At 68.8% G+C, this 23,112-nt stretch carries 22 protein-coding genes; 13 read left to right on the forward strand and 9 right to left on the reverse strand.

All coding sequences use genetic code 11. The annotated features are described in order from the left end of the window. Positions 1-202 precede the first annotated feature (202 nt). From MWN34_RS06685 to MWN34_RS06710, 6 genes are all read left to right on the forward strand, one after another. Positions 203-1,240: a LacI family DNA-binding transcriptional regulator gene (locus MWN34_RS06685; RefSeq protein WP_247027851.1), complete on the forward strand. Its 1,038-nt coding sequence runs from the start codon at positions 203-205 to the stop codon at positions 1,238-1,240. A gap of 86 nt (positions 1,241-1,326) precedes the next feature. Next, complete coding sequence (xylB, locus tag MWN34_RS06690; protein WP_247027853.1) at positions 1,327-2,799, forward strand: xylulokinase; 1,473 nt, start codon at positions 1,327-1,329, stop codon at positions 2,797-2,799. Then, the gene (gene xylA, locus MWN34_RS06695) at positions 2,796-4,118 is read left to right on the forward strand and encodes a xylose isomerase (RefSeq protein WP_247027855.1); all 1,323 of its coding nucleotides are present in this window, start codon (positions 2,796-2,798) and stop codon (positions 4,116-4,118) included. Before xylB ends, xylA begins: the two co-directional genes overlap by 4 nt. A gap of 578 nt (positions 4,119-4,696) precedes the next feature. Next, positions 4,697-5,275 carry a L,D-transpeptidase gene (locus MWN34_RS06700; RefSeq protein ID WP_247028353.1) on the forward strand — a complete coding sequence of 193 codons (579 nt, stop codon included), beginning with the start codon at positions 4,697-4,699 and terminating at the stop codon, positions 5,273-5,275. A 75-nt stretch (positions 5,276-5,350) separates the two neighbouring features. Next, positions 5,351-6,382, forward strand: a complete 1,032-nt coding sequence (locus tag MWN34_RS06705; RefSeq protein WP_247027857.1) for an amino acid ABC transporter substrate-binding protein — start codon at positions 5,351-5,353, stop codon at positions 6,380-6,382. A 298-nt stretch (positions 6,383-6,680) separates the two neighbouring features. After that, complete coding sequence (locus tag MWN34_RS06710; protein WP_247027859.1) at positions 6,681-7,118, forward strand: GlcG/HbpS family heme-binding protein; 438 nt, start codon at positions 6,681-6,683, stop codon at positions 7,116-7,118. Between the two features lie 414 nt (positions 7,119-7,532). On the opposite strand, the gene MWN34_RS06715 is transcribed toward MWN34_RS06710, so the two are convergent. Beyond that, entirely contained in the window at positions 7,533-8,294 is a 762-nt protein-coding gene (locus MWN34_RS06715) for an SDR family NAD(P)-dependent oxidoreductase (RefSeq protein ID WP_247027861.1), read from the reverse strand. Between the two features lie 163 nt (positions 8,295-8,457). Between MWN34_RS06715 and MWN34_RS06720 the strand changes: the two genes are divergently transcribed. From MWN34_RS06720 to MWN34_RS06735, 4 genes are all read left to right on the forward strand, one after another. Further along, positions 8,458-8,742 (forward strand): hypothetical protein, encoded by a 285-nt coding sequence (locus tag MWN34_RS06720; RefSeq protein WP_247027863.1) that lies wholly within the window; start codon positions 8,458-8,460, stop codon positions 8,740-8,742. A 214-nt stretch (positions 8,743-8,956) separates the two neighbouring features. After that, positions 8,957-10,687 carry an ArnT family glycosyltransferase gene (locus MWN34_RS06725; RefSeq protein WP_247027865.1) on the forward strand — a complete coding sequence of 577 codons (1,731 nt, stop codon included), beginning with the start codon at positions 8,957-8,959 and terminating at the stop codon, positions 10,685-10,687. Positions 10,688-10,753: 66 nt separating this feature from the next. Continuing rightward, positions 10,754-11,092, forward strand: a complete 339-nt coding sequence (locus MWN34_RS06730) for a lipid-A-disaccharide synthase N-terminal domain-containing protein (protein ID WP_247027867.1) — start codon at positions 10,754-10,756, stop codon at positions 11,090-11,092. A 202-nt stretch (positions 11,093-11,294) separates the two neighbouring features. After that, the gene (locus MWN34_RS06735; protein WP_247027869.1) at positions 11,295-12,158 is read left to right on the forward strand and encodes a phosphatase PAP2 family protein; all 864 of its coding nucleotides are present in this window, start codon (positions 11,295-11,297) and stop codon (positions 12,156-12,158) included. A 213-nt stretch (positions 12,159-12,371) separates the two neighbouring features. Here MWN34_RS06735 and MWN34_RS06740 read toward each other — a convergent pair whose 3' ends face one another. Then, positions 12,372-13,151: a glycosyltransferase family 2 protein gene (locus tag MWN34_RS06740; RefSeq protein ID WP_247027871.1), complete on the reverse strand. Its 780-nt coding sequence runs from the start codon at positions 13,149-13,151 to the stop codon at positions 12,372-12,374. Positions 13,152-13,662: 511 nt separating this feature from the next. On the opposite strand from MWN34_RS06740, the gene adh reads away from it, so the two are divergent. Together adh and MWN34_RS06750 are read left to right on the forward strand one after the other, a co-directional pair. Continuing rightward, positions 13,663-15,183: an aldehyde dehydrogenase gene (gene adh, locus MWN34_RS06745; RefSeq protein ID WP_247027873.1), complete on the forward strand. Its 1,521-nt coding sequence runs from the start codon at positions 13,663-13,665 to the stop codon at positions 15,181-15,183. A gap of 74 nt (positions 15,184-15,257) precedes the next feature. Continuing rightward, a complete protein-coding gene (locus MWN34_RS06750) occupies positions 15,258-15,638 on the forward strand; it encodes a DUF779 domain-containing protein (protein ID WP_247027875.1) in 381 nt (126 codons plus the stop codon). A 37-nt stretch (positions 15,639-15,675) separates the two neighbouring features. Here the strand turns inward: MWN34_RS06750 and MWN34_RS06755 are convergent, their stop codons facing one another. The 3 genes from MWN34_RS06755 to MWN34_RS06765 form a co-directional block, all read right to left on the reverse strand. Continuing rightward, complete coding sequence (locus MWN34_RS06755) at positions 15,676-16,443, reverse strand: glutamine amidotransferase (protein WP_247027877.1); 768 nt, start codon at positions 16,441-16,443, stop codon at positions 15,676-15,678. A 93-nt stretch (positions 16,444-16,536) separates the two neighbouring features. Next, positions 16,537-16,920: a winged helix-turn-helix domain-containing protein gene (locus MWN34_RS06760; protein ID WP_247028354.1), complete on the reverse strand. Its 384-nt coding sequence runs from the start codon at positions 16,918-16,920 to the stop codon at positions 16,537-16,539. A gap of 78 nt (positions 16,921-16,998) precedes the next feature. Further along, positions 16,999-17,601, reverse strand: a complete 603-nt coding sequence (locus tag MWN34_RS06765) for a DUF2478 domain-containing protein (protein WP_247027879.1) — start codon at positions 17,599-17,601, stop codon at positions 16,999-17,001. A 121-nt stretch (positions 17,602-17,722) separates the two neighbouring features. Between MWN34_RS06765 and tsaA the strand changes: the two genes are divergently transcribed. Beyond that, positions 17,723-18,214, forward strand: coding sequence for a tRNA (N6-threonylcarbamoyladenosine(37)-N6)-methyltransferase TrmO (tsaA, locus tag MWN34_RS06770; protein ID WP_247027880.1), 492 nt, complete (start codon positions 17,723-17,725; stop codon positions 18,212-18,214). 441 nt (positions 18,215-18,655) lie between these two features. Here tsaA and pdxR read toward each other — a convergent pair whose 3' ends face one another. From pdxR to MWN34_RS06790, 4 genes are all read right to left on the reverse strand, one after another. Next, positions 18,656-20,167: a MocR-like pyridoxine biosynthesis transcription factor PdxR gene (pdxR, locus tag MWN34_RS06775; protein ID WP_247027883.1), complete on the reverse strand. Its 1,512-nt coding sequence runs from the start codon at positions 20,165-20,167 to the stop codon at positions 18,656-18,658. Positions 20,168-20,238: 71 nt separating this feature from the next. Further along, on the reverse strand, positions 20,239-21,060 hold the full coding sequence (locus MWN34_RS06780; protein WP_247027885.1) for an ABC transporter permease: 822 nt from the start codon (positions 21,058-21,060) through the stop codon (positions 20,239-20,241). A gap of 1 nt (position 21,061) precedes the next feature. Beyond that, entirely contained in the window at positions 21,062-21,922 is an 861-nt protein-coding gene (locus tag MWN34_RS06785) for an ABC transporter permease (RefSeq protein ID WP_247027887.1), read from the reverse strand. Then, positions 21,922-23,001: an ABC transporter ATP-binding protein gene (locus MWN34_RS06790; protein WP_247027888.1), complete on the reverse strand. Its 1,080-nt coding sequence runs from the start codon at positions 22,999-23,001 to the stop codon at positions 21,922-21,924. Before MWN34_RS06790 ends, MWN34_RS06785 begins: the two co-directional genes overlap by 1 nt. Positions 23,002-23,112 lie beyond the last annotated feature (111 nt).

The raw sequence follows: 23,112 nt of genomic DNA on the forward strand, positions 1-23,112 counted from the left end.
ATTTCATGATGGGCGCACCTCATTTATCTGTGCGCTTCATGGATCCTTGCATCTGGTGCGCGTCGCCGCGCAGGTTTCAATCTTTATAATCTCCGTTGACCACTCTAGCGCGTCTCGGCCGGTTCGGCTCTACATCCTTGGTCGAGTGGACGGAGCCCGAGGATGAGTTGCGTACCTCAGAGTTTGGGCGCAACATCGAACCATGTCCAGACCCCTCTCACGCATAACTCTGCAGGATGTCGCCCGGGAGGCCGGGGTTTCGCTGGCAACGGCGGACCGGGTGCTGAACGGACGGGCCGGGGTGCGGGGGCAGACGGTGGAGCGGGTGCAGGCGGCCGTCGCGCGGCTCGGCTACAGGCCAAATCTCGCGGCGGCGCGGCTGGCGCGGGGCGAGACGTGGCGCCTGTGCTTCGTGCTGCCGGCGGGAAGCAATGTCTTCATGCGGCAGCTCGCCCAGCAGGTTGGGCTGACGGCGGAATGGCTGAAGGGGCAGAACGCCTATATCGACCTCGTGCGCGTCGATGTCTTCGCCCCCGAGGAGCTGGCGCGAACGCTGGAGCGGCTGGCCGGCCGCTATGACGGGGTGGCGGTGGTGGCGCTCGATCATCCCCGCGTGCGTGCAGCGATCGACGATCTGGTAGGCGCGGGCGTCGCGGTGGTGACGCTGGTGTCGGACGTTCCCAACTCCCAGCGCGCCCATTATGTCGGCATCGACAACATCGCCGCCGGCCGTACCGCGGCGACGCTGCTCGGTCGGTTCGCGGGCGGACGGAGCGGCTCGGTGGGCCTTGTCGTCGGAACGGCGGCGCTGCGTGACCATGCCGAACGGCAGTTCGGCTTCAGCCAGGTGATCACGGGGGAGTTCCCCGGCCTCAAGGTGGTCGCGCTCGGCGAGAGCTTCGACGAGGAGGAGCGCGCCCGCCAGGTCGCGCAGCGGCTGGTGAGCGAGGTTCCGGACCTTGTCGGGCTCTACAATGTCGGTGCCGGCAATCGGGGCATCGCTACTGCGCTGGAGGCGAGCGGGCGGGCGAAGGAGCTGGTCTTCATCGGCCACGATCTCACAGACGACACCCGCCGCGCCTTGCTTCGCGGGGTGATGGACGCGGTCATCAACCAGGATGCCGGCCACCAGTCGCGTTCGGCGGCGCGGGTGCTGCTGGCCCATTGCGCGGGCGAGCCGCTGATGGAGGAGCAGGAACGTATCCGCATCGACATCTTCATCCGTGACAATTTGCCCTGATCCGGGGCAAACCCTCTGCCGGAAGCCCGACTGCTTCGCTCCCTCCCTTCCTGCTCCGGCAGCCCGATCCTTAGGAAGCCCGACCCATGTTTCTCGGCCTCGATCTCGGGACCTCGGCCATCAAGGCCGTCCTCGTCGACGATGAACAGCGTGTGATTGCCAGTGCGGAAACCCCGCTCGACATTTCCCGCCCCGCGCCCGGCTTTTCCGAACAGGACCCGGAAGCCTGGTGGCAGGCGACGCTCGCCAGCATCGACCGGCTGAAGGCGGAGAAGCCGGCTGAACTCGCCGCCGTGCGCGGCCTCGCTCTGTCCGGCCAGATGCACGGCGCGGTGCTGCTGGGAGCCGGCGGCGAGGTGCTGCGACCGGCCATCCTGTGGAATGACGGCCGCTCCATCGCCGAGTGCCGGGAGATGGAGGCGGCGTGGCCGGACCTGCCGCGCGTGACCGGCAACCGGGCGATGCCCGGCTTCACCGCGCCCAAGCTGCTCTGGGTGGCGAAGCACGAGCCGGAGGTTTTCGCCCGCACGAAAAAGGTTCTGCTGCCAAAGGCTTATATCGGCTATCGCCTCACCGGCGAGATGGTGGAGGAGATGTCGGACGGTGCCGGAACGCTGTGGCTCGACACCGGCGCTCGCGATTGGTCCGACGAGGCGCTGGCGTTGACCCGGATGGATCGCAGCTACATGCCGCGTCTCGTCGAGGGCAACGCGCCGGCTGCTGCGCTGAAGCCGGAACTGGCGGCGCGCTGGGGCATGACGGCTGCGCCGATCGTCGCGGGCGGGGCGGGCGACAATGCCGCCGGCGCCATCGGCCTCGGTGCGATCCGCGACGGCGACGCCTTCGTCTCCCTCGGCACCTCCGGAGTGCTGTGGGCCACCACCGCACGCTTCGCGCCGAACCCGGCTCACGGTGTCCACGCCTTCTGCCATGCCATTCCTGCCACCTGGCACCAGATGGGCGTCATTCTCTCCGCGGCCTCGGCCTTCGGCTGGTGGTCGAAAGTGGCCGGCGAAGCGCCCGGCGTGCTGGAGAGCCGGCTCGGTCCCGCGCCTTCGGCGCCCGCGCCGGTGTTCTTCCTGCCCTATCTGTCCGGTGAGCGGACGCCGCACAACGACCCCGAAGCGCGCGGCGCCTTTGTCGGTCTCGACCACGACACCTCGCGCGAGACGCTGACGCAGGCGGTGATGGAAGGCGTCGCCTTCGCTTTCCGCGACTGCCTTGAGGCGCTGCGCGAGGCGGGCACGACCATCACCTCGGCCGACATCATCGGCGGCGGCTCGCGCTCGCGCTTCTGGACCTCGGTGACCGCGAACGTCCTCGACCTGCCGATCCATCGCGTCGCGGATGGCGAGCGCGGCGGGGCGTTCGGTGCGGCCCGGCTCGCCCGCATGGCGGTGACCGGCGAGGCGCCGGAGGCCGTGTGCACCCCGCCGCAGCGGGTCGAGACGGTGGAGCCGGACGCTGCGCTGGCGGCCCGCTATGCCGAACGCCATGCGCGCTACCGCGCGCTTTATCCGGCCTTGAAGTCTTACAATATCAGGGAGTTACGCCAATGACGACCCGGACCTCGTTCTTCCGGCACAGCGAACCGCTTCGCTATGAGGGACCGCAATCACGCGAGCCCTTCGCCTATCGCTGGTACGACAAGGACCGGATGGTTCTGGGCAAGCGCATGGAGGACCATCTGCGCTTCGCCGTCGCCTATTGGCACAGCTTCACCTGGCCGGGCGGCGACCCCTTCGGCGGCGAGACGTTCCTGCGGCCGTGGATGCATGGCGACGACGAGATGGCGCTGGCGCGGGCCAAGGCGGATGTGGCGTTCGACCTGTTCCACATCCTCGACGTGCCGTTCTTCGCCTTCCACGATCGCGACATCGCGCCGGAAGGGCGCACGCTGGCGCAGTCCAACGCCAATGTCCGGGCCATTGCCGACATCTTCGCCGGCAAGATGGAGACGGAGAAGGTGCGCCTGCTCTGGGGCACCGCCAACCTGTTCTCCAACCGGCGTTTCATGGCCGGTGCGGCCACCAATCCGGACCCCGACGTCTTCGCCTATGCCGCCGCACAGGTGAAGAACGTGCTGGAGGTGACGCATGAGCTCGGCGGCGCCAATTACGTGTTGTGGGGTGGGCGCGAGGGTTACGAGACGCTGTTCAACACCGACCTGAAGCGCGAGCTCGACCAGATGGGCCGCTTCCTCAACATGGTGGTCGAGCACAAGCACAAGATCGGCTTCAAGGGCACCATCCTGATCGAGCCGAAACCGCAGGAACCCACGAAACATCAATATGATTTCGATGTCGGCACGGTCTATGGCCTGCTTTGCCGGGCCGGGCTTGAAAAGGAAGTGAAGCTGAACCTGGAGGCGAACCACGCCACGCTGGCGGGCCATTCCTTCGAGCACGAGATCGCCATGGCGGCCGCGCTCGGGGTGTTCGGTTCCATCGACATCAACAAGGGCGACGCCCAGTCCGGCTGGGACACCGACCAGTTCCCGACCAATATCGAGGACACGGCGCTGGCCATCTACGAAATCCTGAAGGCGGGCGGCTTTACGACGGGCGGCATGAACTTCGACGCCAAGGTGCGGCGGCAGTCGATCGACCCCGAGGATCTGGTTCTCGCGCACGCCGGCGCCATGGATGTGTGCGCCCGCGGCCTGCTGATGGCGGCGAAGATGGTCGAGGACGGGGCGCTCAAGGCCGCCGTGGAGGAACGCTATGCCGGCTGGGACGGCGCGGAGGCGCAGGCCATGCTGGGTGGCGGGCGCTCGCTCGACGACATCGCCGCCCGCGTCGAGGCGGAAGGGCTCGATCCGCAGCCGCGCTCGGGCCGGCAGGAGCGGCTGGAGAACCTGTTCGCCAGCTATTTCTGACGGTCCCCTGCGGCAGCCCTTCCTCCGCCCCTGCCACGGCGGACGCCTCGGCCTGGTCCGTGCCCCCGCCGGACCGCGTGGGCCGGTGGGCGACGTGCCGCGAGGCCGGCGGCTCACGGTCCGGTCAGGCCAGTGAGGTGGATGATGAGACCAGAAGGTGCAGCCCCCGGCCGGGCCCTCTGTGTGAGGGGCGCACCTCAATATGTGAGGTGATTCGCGATCCTCCGGCCTGTGGCGTCGTCCCGGCGCCGGGCTCGGCTGAGCGGCGGGGTGGCTGGCGGGGTGGTGTTCCCCCCTTCCGCCTTATCCGGCCGGTTATGCGCGCCGCAACGTGAGGCGGCGTTGACAGGATCGCGTTTACCGCCTTCCATCGCGGATGGCGACGAATGGCAAACGAGATGGCCCGCCCAACGGGGCAGCGGGCCCGAAGGATATGAGGACGCCCATCCATGCGTATTTCCGCTTTCCGTTCCCGCGGCTCCGATACGGGACGCGCGCTGGCGCCTGACGCCGCCGCCCGCCGGGCGTTCCACGCCCTCGGCCTTGCGCGGTTCGCCCCGGCAGCCGTGACGCTCGCCATGCTCGCCAGCGCCGCGCCGGCACATGCCCAGGTGCGCCCGCCCGCGCCCGTGCAGCCCTCGGTCATGCAGATCGACGAAAAGCCGGGCTATGTGCCCTCCGACGACGAATCACAGCTCGACCCCGCTTTCCGCCGGCAGCCGGTCTATTTCCGCAGCAACGAGCCGCCGGGCACCATCATCATCCACACCGACGAGCGCTTCCTCTATCTGGTGCAGGGCAATGACCGCGCGCTGCGTTACGGCATCGGGGTGGGGCGCGACGGCTTCCAGTGGGCGGGCCTCGAGCACATCACCCGCAAGTCGGAATGGCCGGACTGGACCCCGCCGCCGGAGATGATCCAGCGCCAGCCCTATCTGCCCCGTTTCATGGCGGGTGGCCCGGGCAATCCGATGGGGGCGGCGGCGCTCTATCTCGGCAAGACGGTGTACCGCATTCACGGAACCAACATGCCGAACACGATCGGCATGGCGGTGTCCTCCGGCTGCTTCCGGCTGGTGAATGCCGATGTCGCCGACCTGTTCCAGCGCGTGCCGGTGGGCACCAAGGTCATCATCCGGCAGGCACCCTCGCTCTGAGGGTGGGCCGATCGAGCGCGCCGTCCGCGCGGCGCCCGTGAACGACATGCGGCCCGAGCCGCAAATGGGGGAAACATGACACGCATTGCCAAGCCGCTCACCCGGCTGATGGCCGCTGCCGGCCTCGTGCTGGCCGCGGGCGCCGCCGGCGCCCATGCCGACACGCTCGCCGACGTGAAAGCGCACGGAACGCTGAAATGCGGCGTCAACCAGGGCCTTTCCGGCTTTTCCGCGCCTGACGACAAGGGGCAGTGGAGCGGCTTCGACGTCGACATCTGCAAGGCGGTGGCCGCGGCGACGCTGGGCGATGCCGCGAAGGTCACCTATGTGCCGCTGAGCGCGGAGGCGCGCTTTCCGGCGCTCGCCAAGGGCGAGATCGACGTGCTCTCGCGCAACTCGACCTGGACCATGCAGCGCGAGACCGGGCAGAAGCTGCTCTTCCCGGCCGTTGCCTATTATGACGGCCAGGGCTTCATGGTGCCGGCCTCCCGCAACCTGACCTCGGGGCTGGAGCTTTCCGGCTCGAAGGTCTGCACCCAGGCCGGGACCACCAGCGCCCTGAACGCGAAGGACTATTTCGCGCAGAACAACATGACGCTGGAGCTGGTCGAGCTGCCCAGCGTCGACGAGGTGGCGAAGGCCTATGAAGATGGCCGCTGCAATGCGGTGACGACGGACGTCTCCCAGCTCTACGCGCTGCGTCAGAAGCTGGCCAAGCCCGCCGACCACATCGTGCTGCCGGACGTCATCTCCAAGGAACCGCTCGGCCCCGTGGTGCGGCAGGGCGACGATGTGTGGTTCAACATCGTGAAGTGGAGCGTCTTCGCGCTGGTCAATGCCGAGGAGCTGGGCATCTCCACCGAGACGCTGGCGCAGGCGGCGTCGTCCTCCAAGCCGGACGTGAAGCGCTTCATGGGCACGGATGGCACGTTCGGCCCCGATCTCGGCCTTTCGAAGGACTGGGCGGTCGCGATCGTGAAGGCGGTGGGCAATTACGGCGACGTGTTCGAGCGCAATGTCGGTGCCCGCTCCAAGCTCGCCATCCCGCGCGGGATCAACCAGCTCTGGAGCGCCGGCGGCATCCTCTACGCCCCGCCGATCCGCTGAGGCCGCGGCCGGCCCATCCGGCACCCGCATCCGGCCGCTCCCCGGCCGGGTGACGCGCCGGCCGGGCCGGGGATGCCCCGAATAATCTCCGCGCCCGGCTCCGTCGCCGGAGGAGCGCGCCGTTCGTCGTTCCGCTCCACCAGTCGGCTCCCGGCCCTGTACCTCACTTCGGCCGGGACGACGCGATGGGCCCAGGCGACGGCCTCCCCCGTCGCCCCGCTCCGTCGCCCATGCCGCCTGCCGGCATATCCGCGTCGTCGCGGCATCCTTTCATCCGTCTTCCTTCCGGAGATCCCCGATGACCGACCTGACCCTTGCTGCCGCCCAGACCATCCTTGCCGCGGCGCTCGCCCATTGCCGGGCCGGCAACTTCAAGCCGATGGGCGTGGTGGTGCTGGATGCGCGCGGCGCGTTGAAGGCGGCCGCCATCGAGGACGGTTCGGCGCTGAAGCGTTCCGAAATTGCCCACGGCAAGGCTTATGGTGCGCTCTCCCTCGGCGTGGGGTCCCGGGCCCTGTTCAAGCGGGCGAAGGACCAGCCCTTCTTCATCGCCGCGGCCAGCCATGTCGCCGGCGGGGCGCTGGTGCCGGTGCCGGGCGGCGTGCTGATCCGCGACGGTTCGGGCGCGCTGCTCGGCGCCGTCGGCATCTCGGGCGACACCTCCGACAATGACGAGGCCGCCGCCCTCGCCGGCATCGCCGCCGCCGGGTTGGTGGGCGAGCCGGGCGAGGGCTGAAGGGCGGGGAGGGCGACGCTTTCCGCCCGCCCGCGGCCGCAGGCTGAGCCTGCCGGCCAACCCGATCGCCCGGTATCGCCGGCCGCCCGACCTTGCACGCGCCAGTACGTCCCGGAGCGGCGTCTTCACCTCCCCGTCGGGGGGAGGTCGGCGCGCCTGCGTCGGGTGAGGGGAGGGCGGCTGCGGAGCCTTGGCGCGTCGAAGACCCTCGCGTCGCAGCCCCTCAATCCAACCCTCTCCCCGACGGGGAGAGGGGATGCGTCGCGCCGGGTCGTGCGGTGTTACGGCTCGTGAGGCTCGCCTTCCGTCATGCGGAGTGGAGCGGGCGTCGCCGGCTTGAGCGGCCCGCCTGCCGAACCTGCCGGTTAAACCGAACCGCCCGACCGCGCACCCACCGCCCGGGAGCGCGGGGCTTCAGAACTGCACGCCTCGCGTCAGCGCGCCGTCCACCACCAGGTTCGTGCCGGTGATGAAGCTTGCCGCCGGGCTCGCCAGGAACACCGCGGCGTTGGCCATTTCCTGCGGGGTGCCCATGCGCCCGGTCGGGTTGAGGGCCAGCGCGGTGGCGTAGAGTTCCGGGTTGCCGTCCTTGATCTGGTTCCAGACCCCGCCTTCGAAATAGGTGTTGCCCGGCGAGACGGTGTTGGCGCGGATGCCCTTGCCCGCGAGCTGGAAGGCGAGGCCCTGCGTGTAATGAATGATCGCCGCCTTGAAGGTGCCGTAGGGCCCGGCGGCGAAGTCGATCTCGCGGCCGGAGACGCTGGAGATGGCGACGATGGCACCGGCCTTGCTCTGTTCGAGAAAGGGCATCGCGGCGTTTACGAGGCGCACGGTGCCGAGCATGTCGGTCTCGAAGCTCTTCTGCCAGCTCGCCTCGTCCTGCCCGATCGCCAGCGCGCTCACATTCGCGACGACGATGTCGAGCCCGCCGAATTCGGCCGCCACGTCGGCCACCCAGCCGGCGAGGCCCGGCCCGTCCGCCACGTCCACCGCGCGGCCGGACGCGCGCACGCCCTTCGCCGCCAGCGCGGAGACGGTGCTTTCCACCTCGTCGGCCTTGCGGGCGCAGATCGCGATGTCCGCGCCCTCGGCGGCGAGGGTCTCCGCGATCGCCCTGCCGATACCCTTGGTGCCGCCGGTGACCAGCGCGCGCAGGCCCTTCAGTCCGAGATCCATTCTCTTCTCTCCCGTGAACCGATTTTCCCCTCGGGAGCGATCATGGGGAGCCGGGCCGCCTGCGGCAATGGCGCAGGCGCAGAGCGCACATGAATTCCACGGCGGAACCGGCGTCCCTTGCCGCGCATTACCTTGGCAGCCGACCACGAAGGGGAGAGACGCGATGGAACCGAACCTGATCGACGCCAGCGAGGCCGGCACCCCGCTTATCCCGTCCCTGCGCGTGCGCGCGGGCCGTGCGATGTTCGACCTTCACACGCTGGAGGAGGCGCTCGCCTTTGCGAGCGTCAATCCGCATCCGAAGGGCGATTATGACGGGCTGATCCGACGCCTGCAGGCCGCCGACACGCCGGACGAGATCGTCGAGGCTTCCAACGCCTTCCAATGGTGGGCGGAAACCAACCAGATTCTCGTGGGCCCGGAGGCCGCGCTGACCGCCGCGCCATGAGCGAGGGTGCCCCTGCTGCGATAGAACGGCGGTAATAGAACGGGATAGCCAATTCTTCGCCGGGGTCGAAGCGTCTTCGCCTCGACCTCGGCTGATCAAGAACTGGGCTTTCCCTTTCGTGATCTTTCGTCCGATCCACTTCCTGTGCCATATGACCGCCATGTAAAGAGCGCCCCGCCTTCGTGTCGGCGCGCCGGGGTCTGTCGGAGGTGGAATGGTCGAAGCGGCTCAGGCCAGTGCAGCCCGACGTGGGGCCGGCCCGCAGGTGGGTCCTAGGACGCGCGAGCGCGAGGGATGGGTTGCGCGGCTGGTGAGCGCGGGCGGCATCGGGCTCGCGCGCGTGGCGCTGCTCGCGCTGTGCCTCGCCGCGTGGCTGCCGGGTCTCGCAAGCCTGCCGGCGGTGGATCGCGACGAGGCCCGCTTCGCGCAGGCCAGCCGGCAGATGCTGGCGAGCGGCGATTTCGTTACGCCCCGTCTCGGCGAGGACCCGCGTTTCAAGAAACCGATCGGCATCTACTGGCTGCAGACCGCGAGCGCGACGCTGACCGGCCATGGCGACGGTGCGGCGCCGATCTGGACGCTGCGCCTGCCCTCGCTGATCGCTGCCTGCCTCGCCGTGCTGCTGACCCACACCATCGGGTTGCGGCTGTTCGGGCCGCGGGCCGCGTTCGCCGGGGCGGCGCTACTCGCCTCCTGTCTCGTGCTGGGCGGGGAGGCGCATCTCGCCAAGACGGACGCCACCCAGCTCGCCGCCGCGCTCGCCGGGCAACTGGCGCTGATGTGGTGCTATCTGGCGCGGCCGGAGAGCCCCCGCCGGCTCGGCCCGGCGCTCCTGTTCTGGGCGGCGATGGGCTTCGGCATCATGATCAAGGGGCCCATCGTGCCGCTGCTGGCGGGCGGCACGGTGCTCGGCCTTCTCGCCATGGACCGGAAGGCGGCCTGGCTGAAGCGGCTGCGGCCCACCATCGGCGTGCCGGTGATGCTGGCGATCGTGCTGCCCTGGGTGATCGCGATCTTCCTCGCCTCGGGCACCGACTTCTTCCACGAATCGGTCGGCAACGACCTGCTGGGCAAGGTGGCGAGCGGGCAGGAATCGCACGGCCTGCCGCCCGGCGCGCATCTGCTGGCGTTCTTCGTCGCCTTCTGGCCGGGCGCCGCGCTGGCGGTGGCCGGCCTGCCCTGGGTGTGGGCGAACCGGGCGCTGCCGGCGGTGCGGTTCTGCATCGCCTGGATCGTGCCGTTCTGGATCGTGTTCGAGCTGATCGCGACCAAGCTGCCGCATTATACGCTGCCGGCCTATCCGGCCATCGCGCTGCTGGCGGGGGCGGCGGCCTGCGCGCGGGGTGGGGTGTGGCCGCGCTGGACGCGGGTGCTGGTGATCCTCGCCGCGTTCGGCGGACTGGCAGGCGCCTTCGCGCTGCCGACGGCGCTGGTGTGGTTCGAGGGCTCGGCCCCGGTGGGCGTGCTGTTGCTCGCCTGGGCGGCCGGTGCGCTGGCGCTGGTTGGGGCGTGGCTGGCGCTGGGCGGGGCGATGGGGCGCGCCTATGGCTGCCTGATCGCCTGTGCCGTGCTGCTCTACGGGCTCGGCTTCGGCATCGTGGCGCCGCAGATCCGCGTCGCCTGGCTGGCCCCGCGTCTCGCCGAGGCGGTGGCGAAGAGCGCGTGCCCGGCGCCGGAGGTGATGGTGTCCGGCTTCAACGAGGCGAGCGCGCTGTTCGCGCTCGGCAAGGACACCCGCTTCGGCGACGGCGCGGCGGCGGCGGATTTCCTCGGCGAACCCGGTTGCCGGGTTGCCGCGGTGTCCGACCGGCAGCAGGCCGCCTTCGCGGCGCGCCTCGCCGCGCTGGGCCTCGCCGCACCTTCCCTGCTCGACACCGTGACCGGCTTCAACACCGGTAACGGGCATCTCGTCACGATGTCGGTCTATGCCGGCGCAGCGCCTTGAAACCGCCGCTGATGCTGGCGATCCTCACTGTGTCCGCATCGGCGGACAGCCCCGCGGGAGCACCCCATGACGCTGCCTTTCTCCCAGTCCCAAGCAACGCTGTGGCTCATTGTCGGCTTTGTCGGCCAGGGCCTGTTCACCATGCGCTTCGTGCTGCAATGGCTCGCCTCGGAGCGGGCGCGGCGCAGCGTGGTGCCGGTGGCGTTCTGGACCTTCTCGCTCGCCGGCGGGGCGACGCTGCTGGCCTATGCGGTCTATCGCGGCGATCCGGTGTTCATCGTCGGGCAGGCCTGCGGGTTGCTGATCTATCTGCGCAACGTCTATTTCATCTGGCGCGAGAAGGCGGGCCTGCCGGTGGATGCCGGCGCGGCGGCTCTGCCGGAGAGCCCGGAAGGGGCGAGCTGAACGGCGCTTTCAACCGGTGGCGCGACCTTTCCGTCACCTCTGCCGATGCGAATCACGCCATTCTGTTCCTTATGCACCCTGTTTTCCCTCGCATTTCCGCTGATCGACATGGATCCCATGCGTTTGGGGCGGGCTTTGCGTGTCTTCATCACATCGTCAAGCCGATGCGCCATTCTGAACCTGCGGGGCGGGAGAGGGGCGCATGACGGCAGGGGTTCAGACGGAAGGCGGTCGTGCCGGGTCCGTCTCGCTGGTCGGGCGCGTGCGGGAGCTTTGTGCGGCGCATCCGGTCGCGTGCTGCTTCGGGGCGACGCTGGCGATCTCGGTGCTGTTCCATCTCTGGCCGGCGCTCGACATCGCCGTGTCGAAGCTGTTCTACGAACAGGGCCGCGGCTTCACCGCCAAGCATTTCCACGGGTTGCGCAAGCTGCGCAATTTCGGAGCCTATCTGCCGGTCGGCTTCGCCTGCATTTGCGGGCTGGCCCTTCTTGCGAAGGTGCTGCGCCCGCTCAGTCCCTCTTTCTGGTCGCCCCGCTTCTCGCTTTTCGTGACGACGCTCTATCTGGCCGCGCCGGCACTCCTGGTGAATGGCGTGCTCAAGACCGCGATCGGCCGGCCGCGCCCGGCCAATATCGTGGAGTTCGGCGGTTCGTCGTCCTTCGTCACGGCCTGGGCGATCGGTGACGAGGCCCTGCGCAACCGGTCCTTCGTGTCCGGCGAGGCGGCGCTGGTGGCCTGCCTGCTGCCGATCGCGCTGATGACCCCGCCGCGCTGGCGGCCCCTCGCGGTGACGGGAGCGTTGGCGTTCCTCGGTGCGGTTTCGCTGAACCGCATCGCCTTTGGCGGGCATTTCCTCTCCGATGTGCTCATCGCCATCGGACTGACCCTCGCCATCGGCCTGTGGCTGAAGGGGCTGTTCTATGACTGGACCCCGCCCGCGCTGACCGACGCAGCGCTGGAAACACGCCTCAGCCGGATCGGGATCGACGTGCATCACCACGCCCGCGCCGGTGTGCTGGCCCTGCGGGCCGGCTTCGCGCGGCTGGCGCGCCGCACCGCGACCTGAGCCTTCTGCCGCCGTTCCCGGAGCCTGACGCGCGTCTGCCGTCATGTGGACCCCGGCAGGGTTGTGAACTCCCGGCGGGATGTCGCCGGAGCGTGTTCGCGAACGGGCGTCCCAGCGCGCCGAGGGCGATCCTGTCGCTTCATGCAGAATCCGTGCGCAGAATCCGCCCCCTCGGCCATTCGTCCGCAATGACCCGAAGGGTCGGCGCGGCCGTCACGGCACGACGCGGCCGTCCTCTGCGATGCGGCTGTCCTCGGCGATGCGCGGCTTCAGCGTGCGCCGGCGCAGCCAGGTAACGCCGATCAGGTCGTAAATGCCGATCAGGGCGCGGCCGAGATTGGTGTATTTCGAGGTGCCGGCGAGGCGGTCGCGGTCGCCCACCGGCACATAGGCCACCTCATGCCCGTAGCTGAGGAACAGCGCGGGCAGATAGCGGTGCATCGAGGTGAAGAAGGGCAGCAGCAGGAAGGCATCGCGCCGATAGACCTTGATGCCGCAGCCGGTGTCCGGGCACTCGTCCTTCAGCATCCAGGCGCGCAGCCCGTTGGCGAAGCGCGAAGCCCAGCGTCGCGAGCCGGTGGCGAGCCTCTTCGCGCGGATGCCGCCGACCAGCGCCGGCTCGCCTTCTTCCCCAGCCTCCGGTCTGCCGAGCCGGGCCAGCAAATGGGGAATGTCGGCGGGCACGTTCTGGCCGTCGCCATCCATGGTGGCGATGATGGGAAAACGCGCCGCCAGCACGCCGGAACGCAACGCTGCGCTCTGCCCGGCGCGGGTGGCGTGGCGCAGGTAGCGCAGCTTGGGAAAGGTGGCGAGCAGCGCCTTCACCTCGGCGCCGGTGCCGTCCGCACTGCAATCGTCCACCACGATCACCTCGCCGAGGTCGCCGTCCGCTATGGCCGCGAATGTCTCGGTGACGAGGCGGCCGATATTGCCGGCCTCCTCGAAGGCGGGAATGACGACGGAAACGCGCGGCGCGCCGGCAACAGAGGGCATAGAGGTCGATCCTGGAATGGCCTTTCCGGCCGCCGGAAGCCACTAGCATGACAATTGTGACGGTGCGACGGTGCACTTCATCTGCCGCAACGGCAATTGTGCGCATCGCGGCAGAGTGTTGCCGCAGCCGGCACGATGCAGCCGTTCATGAGATGTTGGTCTGGAATCGCGCCGCACACACGCGGACGTGATGAAGCCGCCTTCTTCGCACATGCGGCAGAGTGTCTTTCGTCTTTGGTCGTATTCGGCGCGATTGTTGCGGCGCGGTGCGGGGTTGGGCGCCCTATCCGGGGATTTTCCGCCGGGCGCGGAAATATTTCCCACGTTGTATTCGCATGAATATTGCGTTGACGACGCTGCAAGAGCCGTCGCAGTCTTCGCTCCGAAGGTCGCAGCCCCGCGCGGACTACCGCGAGACCTGCGTCCGAAACCGCGGCGCCCCGCTTCCCGCAAGCCGGGGATGACACGCGGAAGGGACGCTTCAATCGGCCCGAATCCCAGGAGGAAGCCAATGTTCCAGCAGGCTCTGGAGACGATCTCCAGCAAACTTCTCATCCGCAATCGCTACGAGAACTTCATCGGCGGCAAGTGGGTCGCCCCGGTCGAGGGTCGCTATTTCGACAATCCGAGCCCGGTGACGGGCAAGAAGCTGTGCGAGGTGCCGCGCTCCTCCGCCGCCGATATCGAGCTGGCGCTGGATGCCGCCCACAAGGCGAAGGACGCCTGGGGCAAGGCTTCGGTCGCCGAGCGTTCGCGCGTGCTCAATAAGGTCGCGGACAAGATCGAAGCCAATCTCGATTTGCTCGCCATGATCGAGACGCTCGACAACGGCAAGCCGATCCGCGAGACGACACATGCCGACCTTCCGCTGGCGGTGGACCATTTCCGCTACTATGCCGGCGTCGTGCGCGGCCAGGAGGGTACGCTCTCCGAGATCGACCACGACACGGTCGCCTATCACTTCCACGAGCCGCTCGGCGTCGTGGGCCAGATCATTCCGTGGAACTTCCCGCTGCTGATGGCGGTGTGGAAGCTCGCCCCGGCGCTCGCCGCCGGCAACTGCGTGGTGCTGAAGCCGGCCGAGCAGACCCCGCTCTCCATCCTCGCGCTGATGGAGCTGATCGGCGACATCCTGCCCGAGGGCGTGGTCAACATCGTGAACGGCTTCGGCGTCGAGGCGGGCAAGCCGCTGGCGCAGAACAAGCGCATCGCCAAGATCGCCTTCACCGGCGAGACCTCCACCGGGCGGCTGATCATGCAGTACGCCTCGGACAACCTCATCCCGGTCACGCTGGAGCTGGGCGGCAAGTCGCCGAACATCTTCTTCGCCGACGTGATGGACGCCGACGACGACTATTTCGACAAGGCGCTCGAAGGCTTCTCCATGTTCGCGCTCAACCAGGGCGAGGTCTGCACCTGCCCGAGCCGCGTCCTGGTGCAGGAAAGCATCTATGACCGCTTCATCGAGCGGGCGGTCGAGCGCACCAAGAAGATCAAGCAGGGCCACCCGCTTGATCCCTCGACCATGATCGGTGCGCAGGCGTCCAACGACCAGCTCGAGAAGATCCTGTCCTATCTCGACATCGGCCGGCAGGAAGGCGCCAAGGTGCTGACCGGCGGCAAGCGGGCCGAGCTGGGCGGCGAGCTGGAAGGCGGCTTCTATGTCGAACCGACCATCTTCGCCGGCAACAACAAGATGCGGATCTTCCAGGAGGAGATCTTCGGCCCGGTGGTGTCGGTGACCACCTTCAAGGATGACGAGGATGCCCTCGCCATCGCCAACGACACCCTCTACGGCCTCGGCGCCGGCGTGTGGACCCGCAACGGCACCCGCGCCTATCGCTTCGGCCGCGCCATCCAGGCGGGCCGGGTGTGGACCAACTGCTACCACCTCTATCCCGCGCATGCGGCCTTCGGTGGCTACAAGCAGTCCGGCATCGGGCGCGAGACGCACAAGATGATGCTCGACCACTACCAGCAGACCAAGAACATGCTGGTGAGCTACTCCAACAAGGCGCTCGGCTTCTTCTGAGCCGCGCTGCCTGTCGTCAGGGCCGGCGTGGGTTTTCCCGCGCCGGCCCGCCTGTTCCCGCTGGAGGAGTGGTTATGGTCGCCCGCGTCGAGATCACCCCGGCCGCCGCCGAGCTCGTCGAGCGGCTGAAGGCCCAGCACGGGCCGCTGATGTTCCACCAGTCCGGCGGCTGCTGCGATGGCTCGGCGCCGATGTGCTACCCGGCCGGCGATTTCCGTCTCGGCCCGCAGGACGTGAAGCTCGGCACCATCGCCGGCTGCGATTTTCATATCGGCGCCGCGCAGTTCGAATATTGGCAGCACACCCAGCTCATCATCGACGTGGTGCCCGGCCGCGGCTCGGGCTTCTCGGTCGAGGCGCCGGAAGGGGTGCGCTTCCTCACCCGCTCGCGCGTCTTCACCGATGCCGAGGTCGAGGCGCTGGAAAAGGAAGGCCCGCCCGCACGAGCGGCCTGAAAAGCCTGCCCCCTGAGACGATGCGCACCGGCGTGGCTCAGGCCGGATGTGCCGCCTGCGCCTCGTGCACGGACATGCGGCGCCCGGGGCGTTCCTGCGGGAACAGCCCGTCGAGCCAGGAGCCGAACACCGCGCCGGCGACGCGGGCCGCATCCGGGTGACGGGCGATGCCGGCCTGCCGCAGCGCGGCGACGTCGATCCTTGCGACGCCGAGTTCGACGCTGTGGCCGACATACCATTCCTCCAGCTCGCGCGCGTCCGCCTCCAGATGGAACTGGAGGCCGAGCCCGCAGCGGCCGAAGGAAAAGGCCTGGTTCTCATAGAGTTCGTTGAAGGCGAGCCGTTTCGCGCCGCGGGGCAGGTCGAAGGTGTCGCCATGCCAGTGCAGAACCTGCGTACCGGCTTCCGCGAGCGGCGCCAGCGGCGAACGGTGCCCCTCGCGCGTGAGGGCGAGGCTTCCCCAGCCGATCTCCTTCTGCGGCCCTGCGAACACCGGCGCGCCGAGCGCGGCGGCCATGAGCTGCGCGCCGAGGCAGATGCCGAGGGTCGGTTTGTGGCGGGCGAGACGGTGCTCGATGAGGGCGATCTCGCGCGTCAGGAAGGGAAAGGCGTGCGCGTCGCCGACCCCGATCGGTCCGCCCAGCACGATGACGAGGTCGGCATTGGCGATGGAGCGATGGCCGAGATCGTCGGTCGCCGCCTCGCAATAGGCGATGTCCCACCCCGCCGCGTCGAGCACGCCGGCGAGCAGCCCCAGATCCTCGAACGCGACATGGCGCACCGCGACCACCGACCGCCGTTTCATATCTGGCCTCTCTTCCTCGCAGATGCGAACGTTATATCCAATGAAGCATAACGAGCAACGGCAAAACGCTCGTCCCGGCAGCCGCACGGCGTTTCAGGGAGTGGCGTCCGCGCCGAGGGGAGCGGTGTCCGCGGCGTCGCGCGCGCGCATCTCGTCCTGAAGGGCGTCGAGATGCGGGGCGGCGGCCTGCGCCGCGACGCGCTCGATCATCCGGTAGCGGGCGATGAGCTGCTCGCCGAAGGGGGTAAGCCGGGCCCCGCCGCCATGGCGCCCGCCGGTCTGCGACACCACCACCGGCTGGCCGAACACCTGCCCCATGCTGTCCACCAGCTCCCACGCCCGGCGATAGGACATCTTCATCGCCCGGCCGGCCGCCGAGATCGAGCCGGTGCGGCCGATCCATTCGAGAAGGTCGATCTTGCCCGGCCCGATGCGGCCTTGCGGGTCGAGGTCGATGCGGATGCTGAGACGGGCCATCATGTCCGGGAGCTGTAACGACGTCTACAGTCTAGACTCGGTCGAAGCTGGCGATCCGTCAATCATCCGTCCAGCTTATCATTCCGCCGCGATGCGTGCGGCGGGAGCAGCGGCGCGCACTGCGTGCCACCACGCATCGAGAATCGCATCGTCCGGCGGGGCGAAGCCGGCGAGCGGGCCGGCAAACCGGGCCCATGCCGGAGCGAAGGAGGGGGCGACCGCCGTCAGCACCGGCACGCCGCGCCCGACCGCGGCGGCGAAGGCATCGCCCAGCCCGCCGCGCTCGGCTTCCAGCTTGCCGAATTTGCTGATGACGGCGAGTTCGCATCCCCCGGCGATGGTGTCCATCAGCGCCGCGCAGGCCGCGACCACCCCCGAGGCGTCGAGATGGCAGGCGGTGGCGCAGGGGCCGAGATCCTGGTCGATACGGAAGAGGCGGCCGCCGGAAAGCTCGCGTAGACTGTAGCCGGTGCAGCCGGAGCCCGGGGCCTTGCCTGCGTTGCCCGCTCCGTCCGCCTTGCTCCGATCGGGCTCTTGCCCGATCCTCTCCTCGATGAGGCCGGCGACCTCGACGCCCTCGGCCCGCCGCCGCGCCACGAAGGCCGCCATCGTCGCCTGGATGCGGGCGCTTGTCGCGCCCTGCAAGGCGAGGATGCGGGGCCAGGCGTTGGGTGGGGTCATGCGGATGATCCGGGCAGGACGAACGAACGGGATGGCGTGAAAAGCTGTGTCGCGCCAGATATAGCTGAATGTCGGTCCGGCTCCAATGCCGGGTTGCACCGGCAGCAGGGGAGGCGGGCCGATGGTACGCGAGGACGAGATTCGAGCCGCGGAGCGGGCGATCGAATGGCCGGAGGCGGTGGATGCCGGGCTGGTCTTCATCGGGCGCATCCGCACGCCGTGGACCTCCCGGCTGGAATGCCCGCGGCAGGGCCGGACCGATGGCCCGCTCTGCCGCATCGACGTCGACGGGCCGTGGCAGGAGGCGCTGGCCGGCATCGAAGAGTATGAGCGGCTGGAGGTACTGTATTGGCTGCACCGCTCGCGGCGCGACCTCATCCTGCAGAGCCCGCGCAATGACGGAGAGACGCGCGGCACCTTCGCCCTGCGTTCGCCGGTGCGGCCGAATCCGATCGGCACCTCCATCGTGGCGCTGGAAGGAATCGAGGACGGCACGCTGCTGGTGCGAGGGCTCGATTGCCTCGACCTCACCCCGCTGATCGACATCAAGCCCGACCGCAGCCTGTTCGTGCCGCTGGCCCCGCCGCAGAAGGGCGATTTCGAGACGGGCTGAGATGGAGCTTCACGGGGGGCGCGTCACAACGACGGGAGGTCACGCGGCCTGCCGCCGCGCGGCCAGGTCGCGGACCATCTGGCGCGACCGTCACGAGAGCGCATCCCCTCATGAAAATGTATCTGGCCGGCCTGATCACCGCCTTTCTTCCGGCGCTGATCACCTTTGCCCTCGCTTCGCTGGCCTGAGCAGCCGACGCGGGCGGTCCGGCTACGGCGCAGCGTAGCGCCCTCCGAGAAAGCGGAACATCGCCAGTATGAGCCGTCCCAGCAGCGTGAGGAGGCTGAGAAGCTCGTCGATGGTTCCTGTCATGGGGTCCTCTCCTGCGCGACGCGCCGTAATGCGTCGCCGGCATGGTGTGGGCGGCTCCGGCGGCCCCACCCGCCGGTCTCCTGCGCGGCCATACCCCCGGCCTGTGGCGATGGCGAGGCAGGGCGGCGATCAGGCGCCGTGTCCAGCCCGGCGGGCGTCCGTGAGGATGTCCGCCAGCACGGCGATGCCCTCGTCGATCTGGCTTTCGCCGAAGGCGCTGAAGCCCATCGTGATCAGATCGTCCATCTCCGCCTCGCGCGCCAGTGCGGCGATGGGCAGGATCTCCAGTCCCCGCCGCGCCGCCGCCTGCGCGATCTGCCGCGCGCTGAGGCCGGGCGCGAGGCGGACGATGATCTCCATGCCCGTGTTGGTGGGGCTGGCGGTCATCCATGGTGCAAGATGCGTGGCGATGGCGTCCAGCAGATAGTCCTGTCGCTGTGCATAGAGCCGGCGCATCCGTCGTACATGGGCGGCGAGGTGGCCTTCCTCCATGAAACGCGCGACCAGCGCCTGCTCGAACATCGGCGAATAGCGCCCGACCACGGTGCGCGCCGCGACGAAGGGCTCCACCAGCGCATCCGGCAGCACCGCGAAGCCGAGGCGAAGGCCGGGGAACAGCATCTTGCTGAAGGTGCCGAAATAAAGGACGCGACCTTCCCGGTCGAGCGCGTGGAGAGCGGGCATGGGACGGCCGGCATAGCGGAACTCGGTGTCGTAATCGTCCTCCAGAATCCACGCGCCGGCACCACTTGCCCATTGCAGCAGGGCATGACGGCGCTCAAGGCTCAATTCCATCCCGAGCGGGAACTGCTTGGAGGGCGAGACATAGGCGAGGCGCGCATCGGGGGCGCGGGCAATGCCCTCGCCGACCAGCAGGCCCTCCTCGTCGACCGGCACCGCCACCGGCACGGCGCCGGCCGCCGTGGCGGAGGCGTAGATGCCGTCATAGCCGGGATCCTCGCACCACACGCTCTCGCCGGGCGTGAGGAGGATACGGCAGGCGAGATCGACCGCGTGCTGCGCGCCCGCGAAGATGACGATGTTCTGCGGCCCGCAGGTGAGCCCGCGGCTTAGCGCGACATGCTCGGCAATGGCGATGCGCAGCGGCTCGTAACCCTGCGGGTCGCCCTCGCCGAGCAGTTCGCCCGCCGTCTCCGGGTCGAGGGACCGGTAGAGCCCGGCGGCGAGGCTCGCCCAGCGCTGCACGGGGAACATGTCCACCGCCGGGAAATTGGCGCGGAACGGCACCGGCCGGCGCATGTGGCGCAGGGTGAGCGGCACATTGGTGATGGCGGTGCTCGGCGCCAACGAGCCGTTGAGCTGGCCGGCGGCCCGGATCGCGGGGTTGATGCGCGCAGGCGCCTTGGCCGGCCTTTGCTCGGGCAGCTCGCGCGCGACATAGGTGCCCGATCCCGTCTGCGGCTGCAGGAAGCCTTCGGAGATGAGATTGTCGAAGGCGAGCAGCACGGTGTTGCGGGAGACGCCGAGCAGGCGCGCGAAATCGCGGGTGGAGGGCAGCTTCTCCCCCGGCTTGAGCGCGCCGCCCGCGATCTTCTCCACCAACCCGCTATAGAGCTGGCGGTGCAGCGGGGCGTCCGCGTCCCGCCCGATGTCGAGTGCCAGTGAATCCAGCAGGTGCATGATGTCTCCCCGACCGGTGCCGCCGGAGAAACGCAAGTTCCGCGCCATCGCCTTCGCGCTTTCGCGCCGGCTCACACCGCGCTGCGTTCGCGCTCCGGCCGGTGGCCGAAGGTGACGAGGCCGGTCATCATCAGCACGAACATGATGCCCAGCAGCAGGAACACCACGAGGTTCACGCAGGTCGCCAGCGCGTAGAGTTCCGGCTTCACGCCGTAGCGCAGCGCGCCCCAGGCGGCGGAGGGCAGAGTGGGCGTCGCGCCGAGGAGATAGAACGAGATCTCCAGATTGTTGAACGCCATGATGAAGGTGACGATGAAGGCACCGAGCAGTCCCGGCCAGACGAGCGGCAGCGTCACCTCGAAGAAGGTGCGCGCCGGGCTCGCCCCGAACACCATCGCCGCATCGTCGAGCCGCCAGTCGTAACGGTAGAGCTGGGTGGCGATGATGAGCAGCGCATAGCTGAAGCAGTGCACCACATTGGCGAGCACGGCGGACACCATGTTGCCCTGCAGGCCGAGGAACAGGCCGTTGAAGATCAGCGAGGAGATGCCGAGCAGCACCTCGGCGATGAAGAGCGGAGCGATGAACAGCGCGAGGTAGAGCGGCGCCCGCCGCCCGGCATGGCGCATCAGTCCGATAGTCGCGAGGCCGGCCAGCGCGGTGGCGATGGTCGCGGAGGCGAAGCCGATGATGAGGCTGTTGCCGAGCGCGGTCTGGTACAACGAGCTGGCGAACAGGCGCTGCATGGTGTCCAGCGTCCATTTCGGCGGATAGGGGAAGATCGAGTTCCGCGCGAAGCTGGCCAGCCCGATGTGGAGGATCGGCAGATAGAGGAACAGATAGGTCAGCACGACGATCGACAGCAGCGCGATCTTGCCCGGTTTCACCCGCATCTCATCCCCTCCCGAAGCCGGTGAAGCCGGTGCGCCGCAGATCGACGAGCCGCGCGACGATGACGACCAGCAGCACCGACACCGCGAACAGCACCACACCCATCGCCGCGCCGAGCGCCCAGGTGCCGCTTTCGCCGAATTGCTGCGCCATCGCCATGCCGTAGAGCGTGCCGTTCGGACCGCCGAGGAAGCGGGGCGCCAGCGTGGCGGAGAGGCACGGAATGAAGCACAGGGCAAAGCCGATCAGCGTGCCGAACAGGTTCAGCGGCCAGGTGACCTCGATGAAGGCGCGCGCCGGGCTGGCGCCAAAGATCTTGGCGGCGTCGATCAGGCGCTGGTCGAAATTGAGCAGTGACAGGTAGATGACCGTCACCACGATGGGCAGGTACAGATAGACGAGGCCGATGGCGCTCGCGACATTGGTGTACATGATGACCCGGAGCGGCGCCGCGCCCAGCGCCATCAGCACCCCGTTCAGCAGGCCGATCGGTCCGAGCAGGCCCTGCAATGCGATGATGCGCAGCACCTCGCCGGTGAGGAACGGCACCGCGAAGCCCAGCGTCAGCAGCAGCCGGTAGCGCCCGCCATAGAGGATGATGGCATAGGCGATCGGCCAGGCGAGAGCCGTGCAGATGAGCGACACCACGCTTGCCATGACGAGCGAGCGGACGAGGAAGGTCATGTAGGCGCCTTCGGTCGCCAGCACATGATAATTGCCGAGATTGAACTCGCGGATGATGTGGTAGCTCTCGGTGCGCCACACGCTGAGCACCAGCATGGAGAGCAGCGGCAGCACGAACAGCGCGACGAGGAAGGCGGTCGGCAGGCCGAGGAAAAGCGCAGGGGCGAGGCGTGCCTTCATCACGGCTCTCCCGTCGCGGAGAAGAGGTCGACGTCGCTCTTGTCCCAGAAGGCGACCACATCGGTGCCCGCGCTGAACTCGGCCTCGCTGCGCGGCCGGCTGGCGACGATCTCGCCGCCGGCCCAGCCGAGCACATATTCGGCATAGGCCCCGCGCAGGATGACATGACGGATGGTGGCCGCGAGCGCGTTGGCGGCCGGGGCGTCGCCCGGCGTCGCGGGCTTGAGGCGGATCTTCTCGTTCTTCACATAGGCTGCCGCGCGGCTTCCCGCCGGCAGGCCGGGATGGTGTGGCGCCTCGATAACGATGCCCTCGCCGCGCAGCGTGGTGGTGTCGCCCGCGGCCGCGGCCAGCCCCTCGAAGCGGTTGGAGCGGCCGACGAACTGCGCGATGAAGGCGGTCTTCGGCCGGTCATAGATATCGGTGCGCGCGGCGAAATCCTCGATGCGCCCGCCACGGACGACCGCGATGCGGTCGCTCATGCTCAGCGCCTCTTCCTGGTTGTGGGTGACATAGATGAAGGGGATGCCGAGCGCCGTCTGGTGCTTGCGGATCTCGACCTCCATCTCCTGCCGCAATTCGCGATCGAGATTGGCGAGCGGTTCGTCGAGCAGCAGCACCTTCGGCCGCCCGACGAGGCCGCGGCCCAGCGCGACGCGCTGCTGCTGGCCGCCGGAGAGCTGGTTGGGATAGCGCTTCTCCAGCCCGCGCAAGGCGAGGATACCGAGCACCCACTCCACCCGCTCCTCGATCTCGCCCTTGGGCAGCTTGAGCATGCGAAGAGGGAAGGCGAGGTTCTCGTAGACGGTGCGGTGGGGGAACAGCAGGAATTCCTGGAACACCATCGCCACCCCGCGCCGGTGCGGCGGCAGGTGGGTGACATCCTCGCCATCGATGAGCACGCGGCCCTGGGTCGGCGTCTCCAGCCCGGCGATGATGCGCAGAAGCGTCGTCTTGCCGGAGCCGCTGGGGCCGAGCAGCGACACGAATTCGTGCTTCTCGATCGCCATGGTGACGCGATCGACCGCCCAGACGCTCCCATACTGCTTGGATACGCCGTCGAGGGTTATGTAGGCCACGCCGCACTCCCGGTGTGCAAGGGGACAGAAGGCGGAAGGCCCCGACGGCGGATGCGCCCGGGCCTGGGCCGCCCGGCGAACGCGTGCGCGCCGGGTGGGCCGTCTCGCCAT

Origin of the sequence: Ancylobacter crimeensis, assembly GCF_023016805.1 — a bacterium.
GTDB lineage: Bacteria > Pseudomonadota > Alphaproteobacteria > Rhizobiales > Xanthobacteraceae > Ancylobacter > Ancylobacter crimeensis.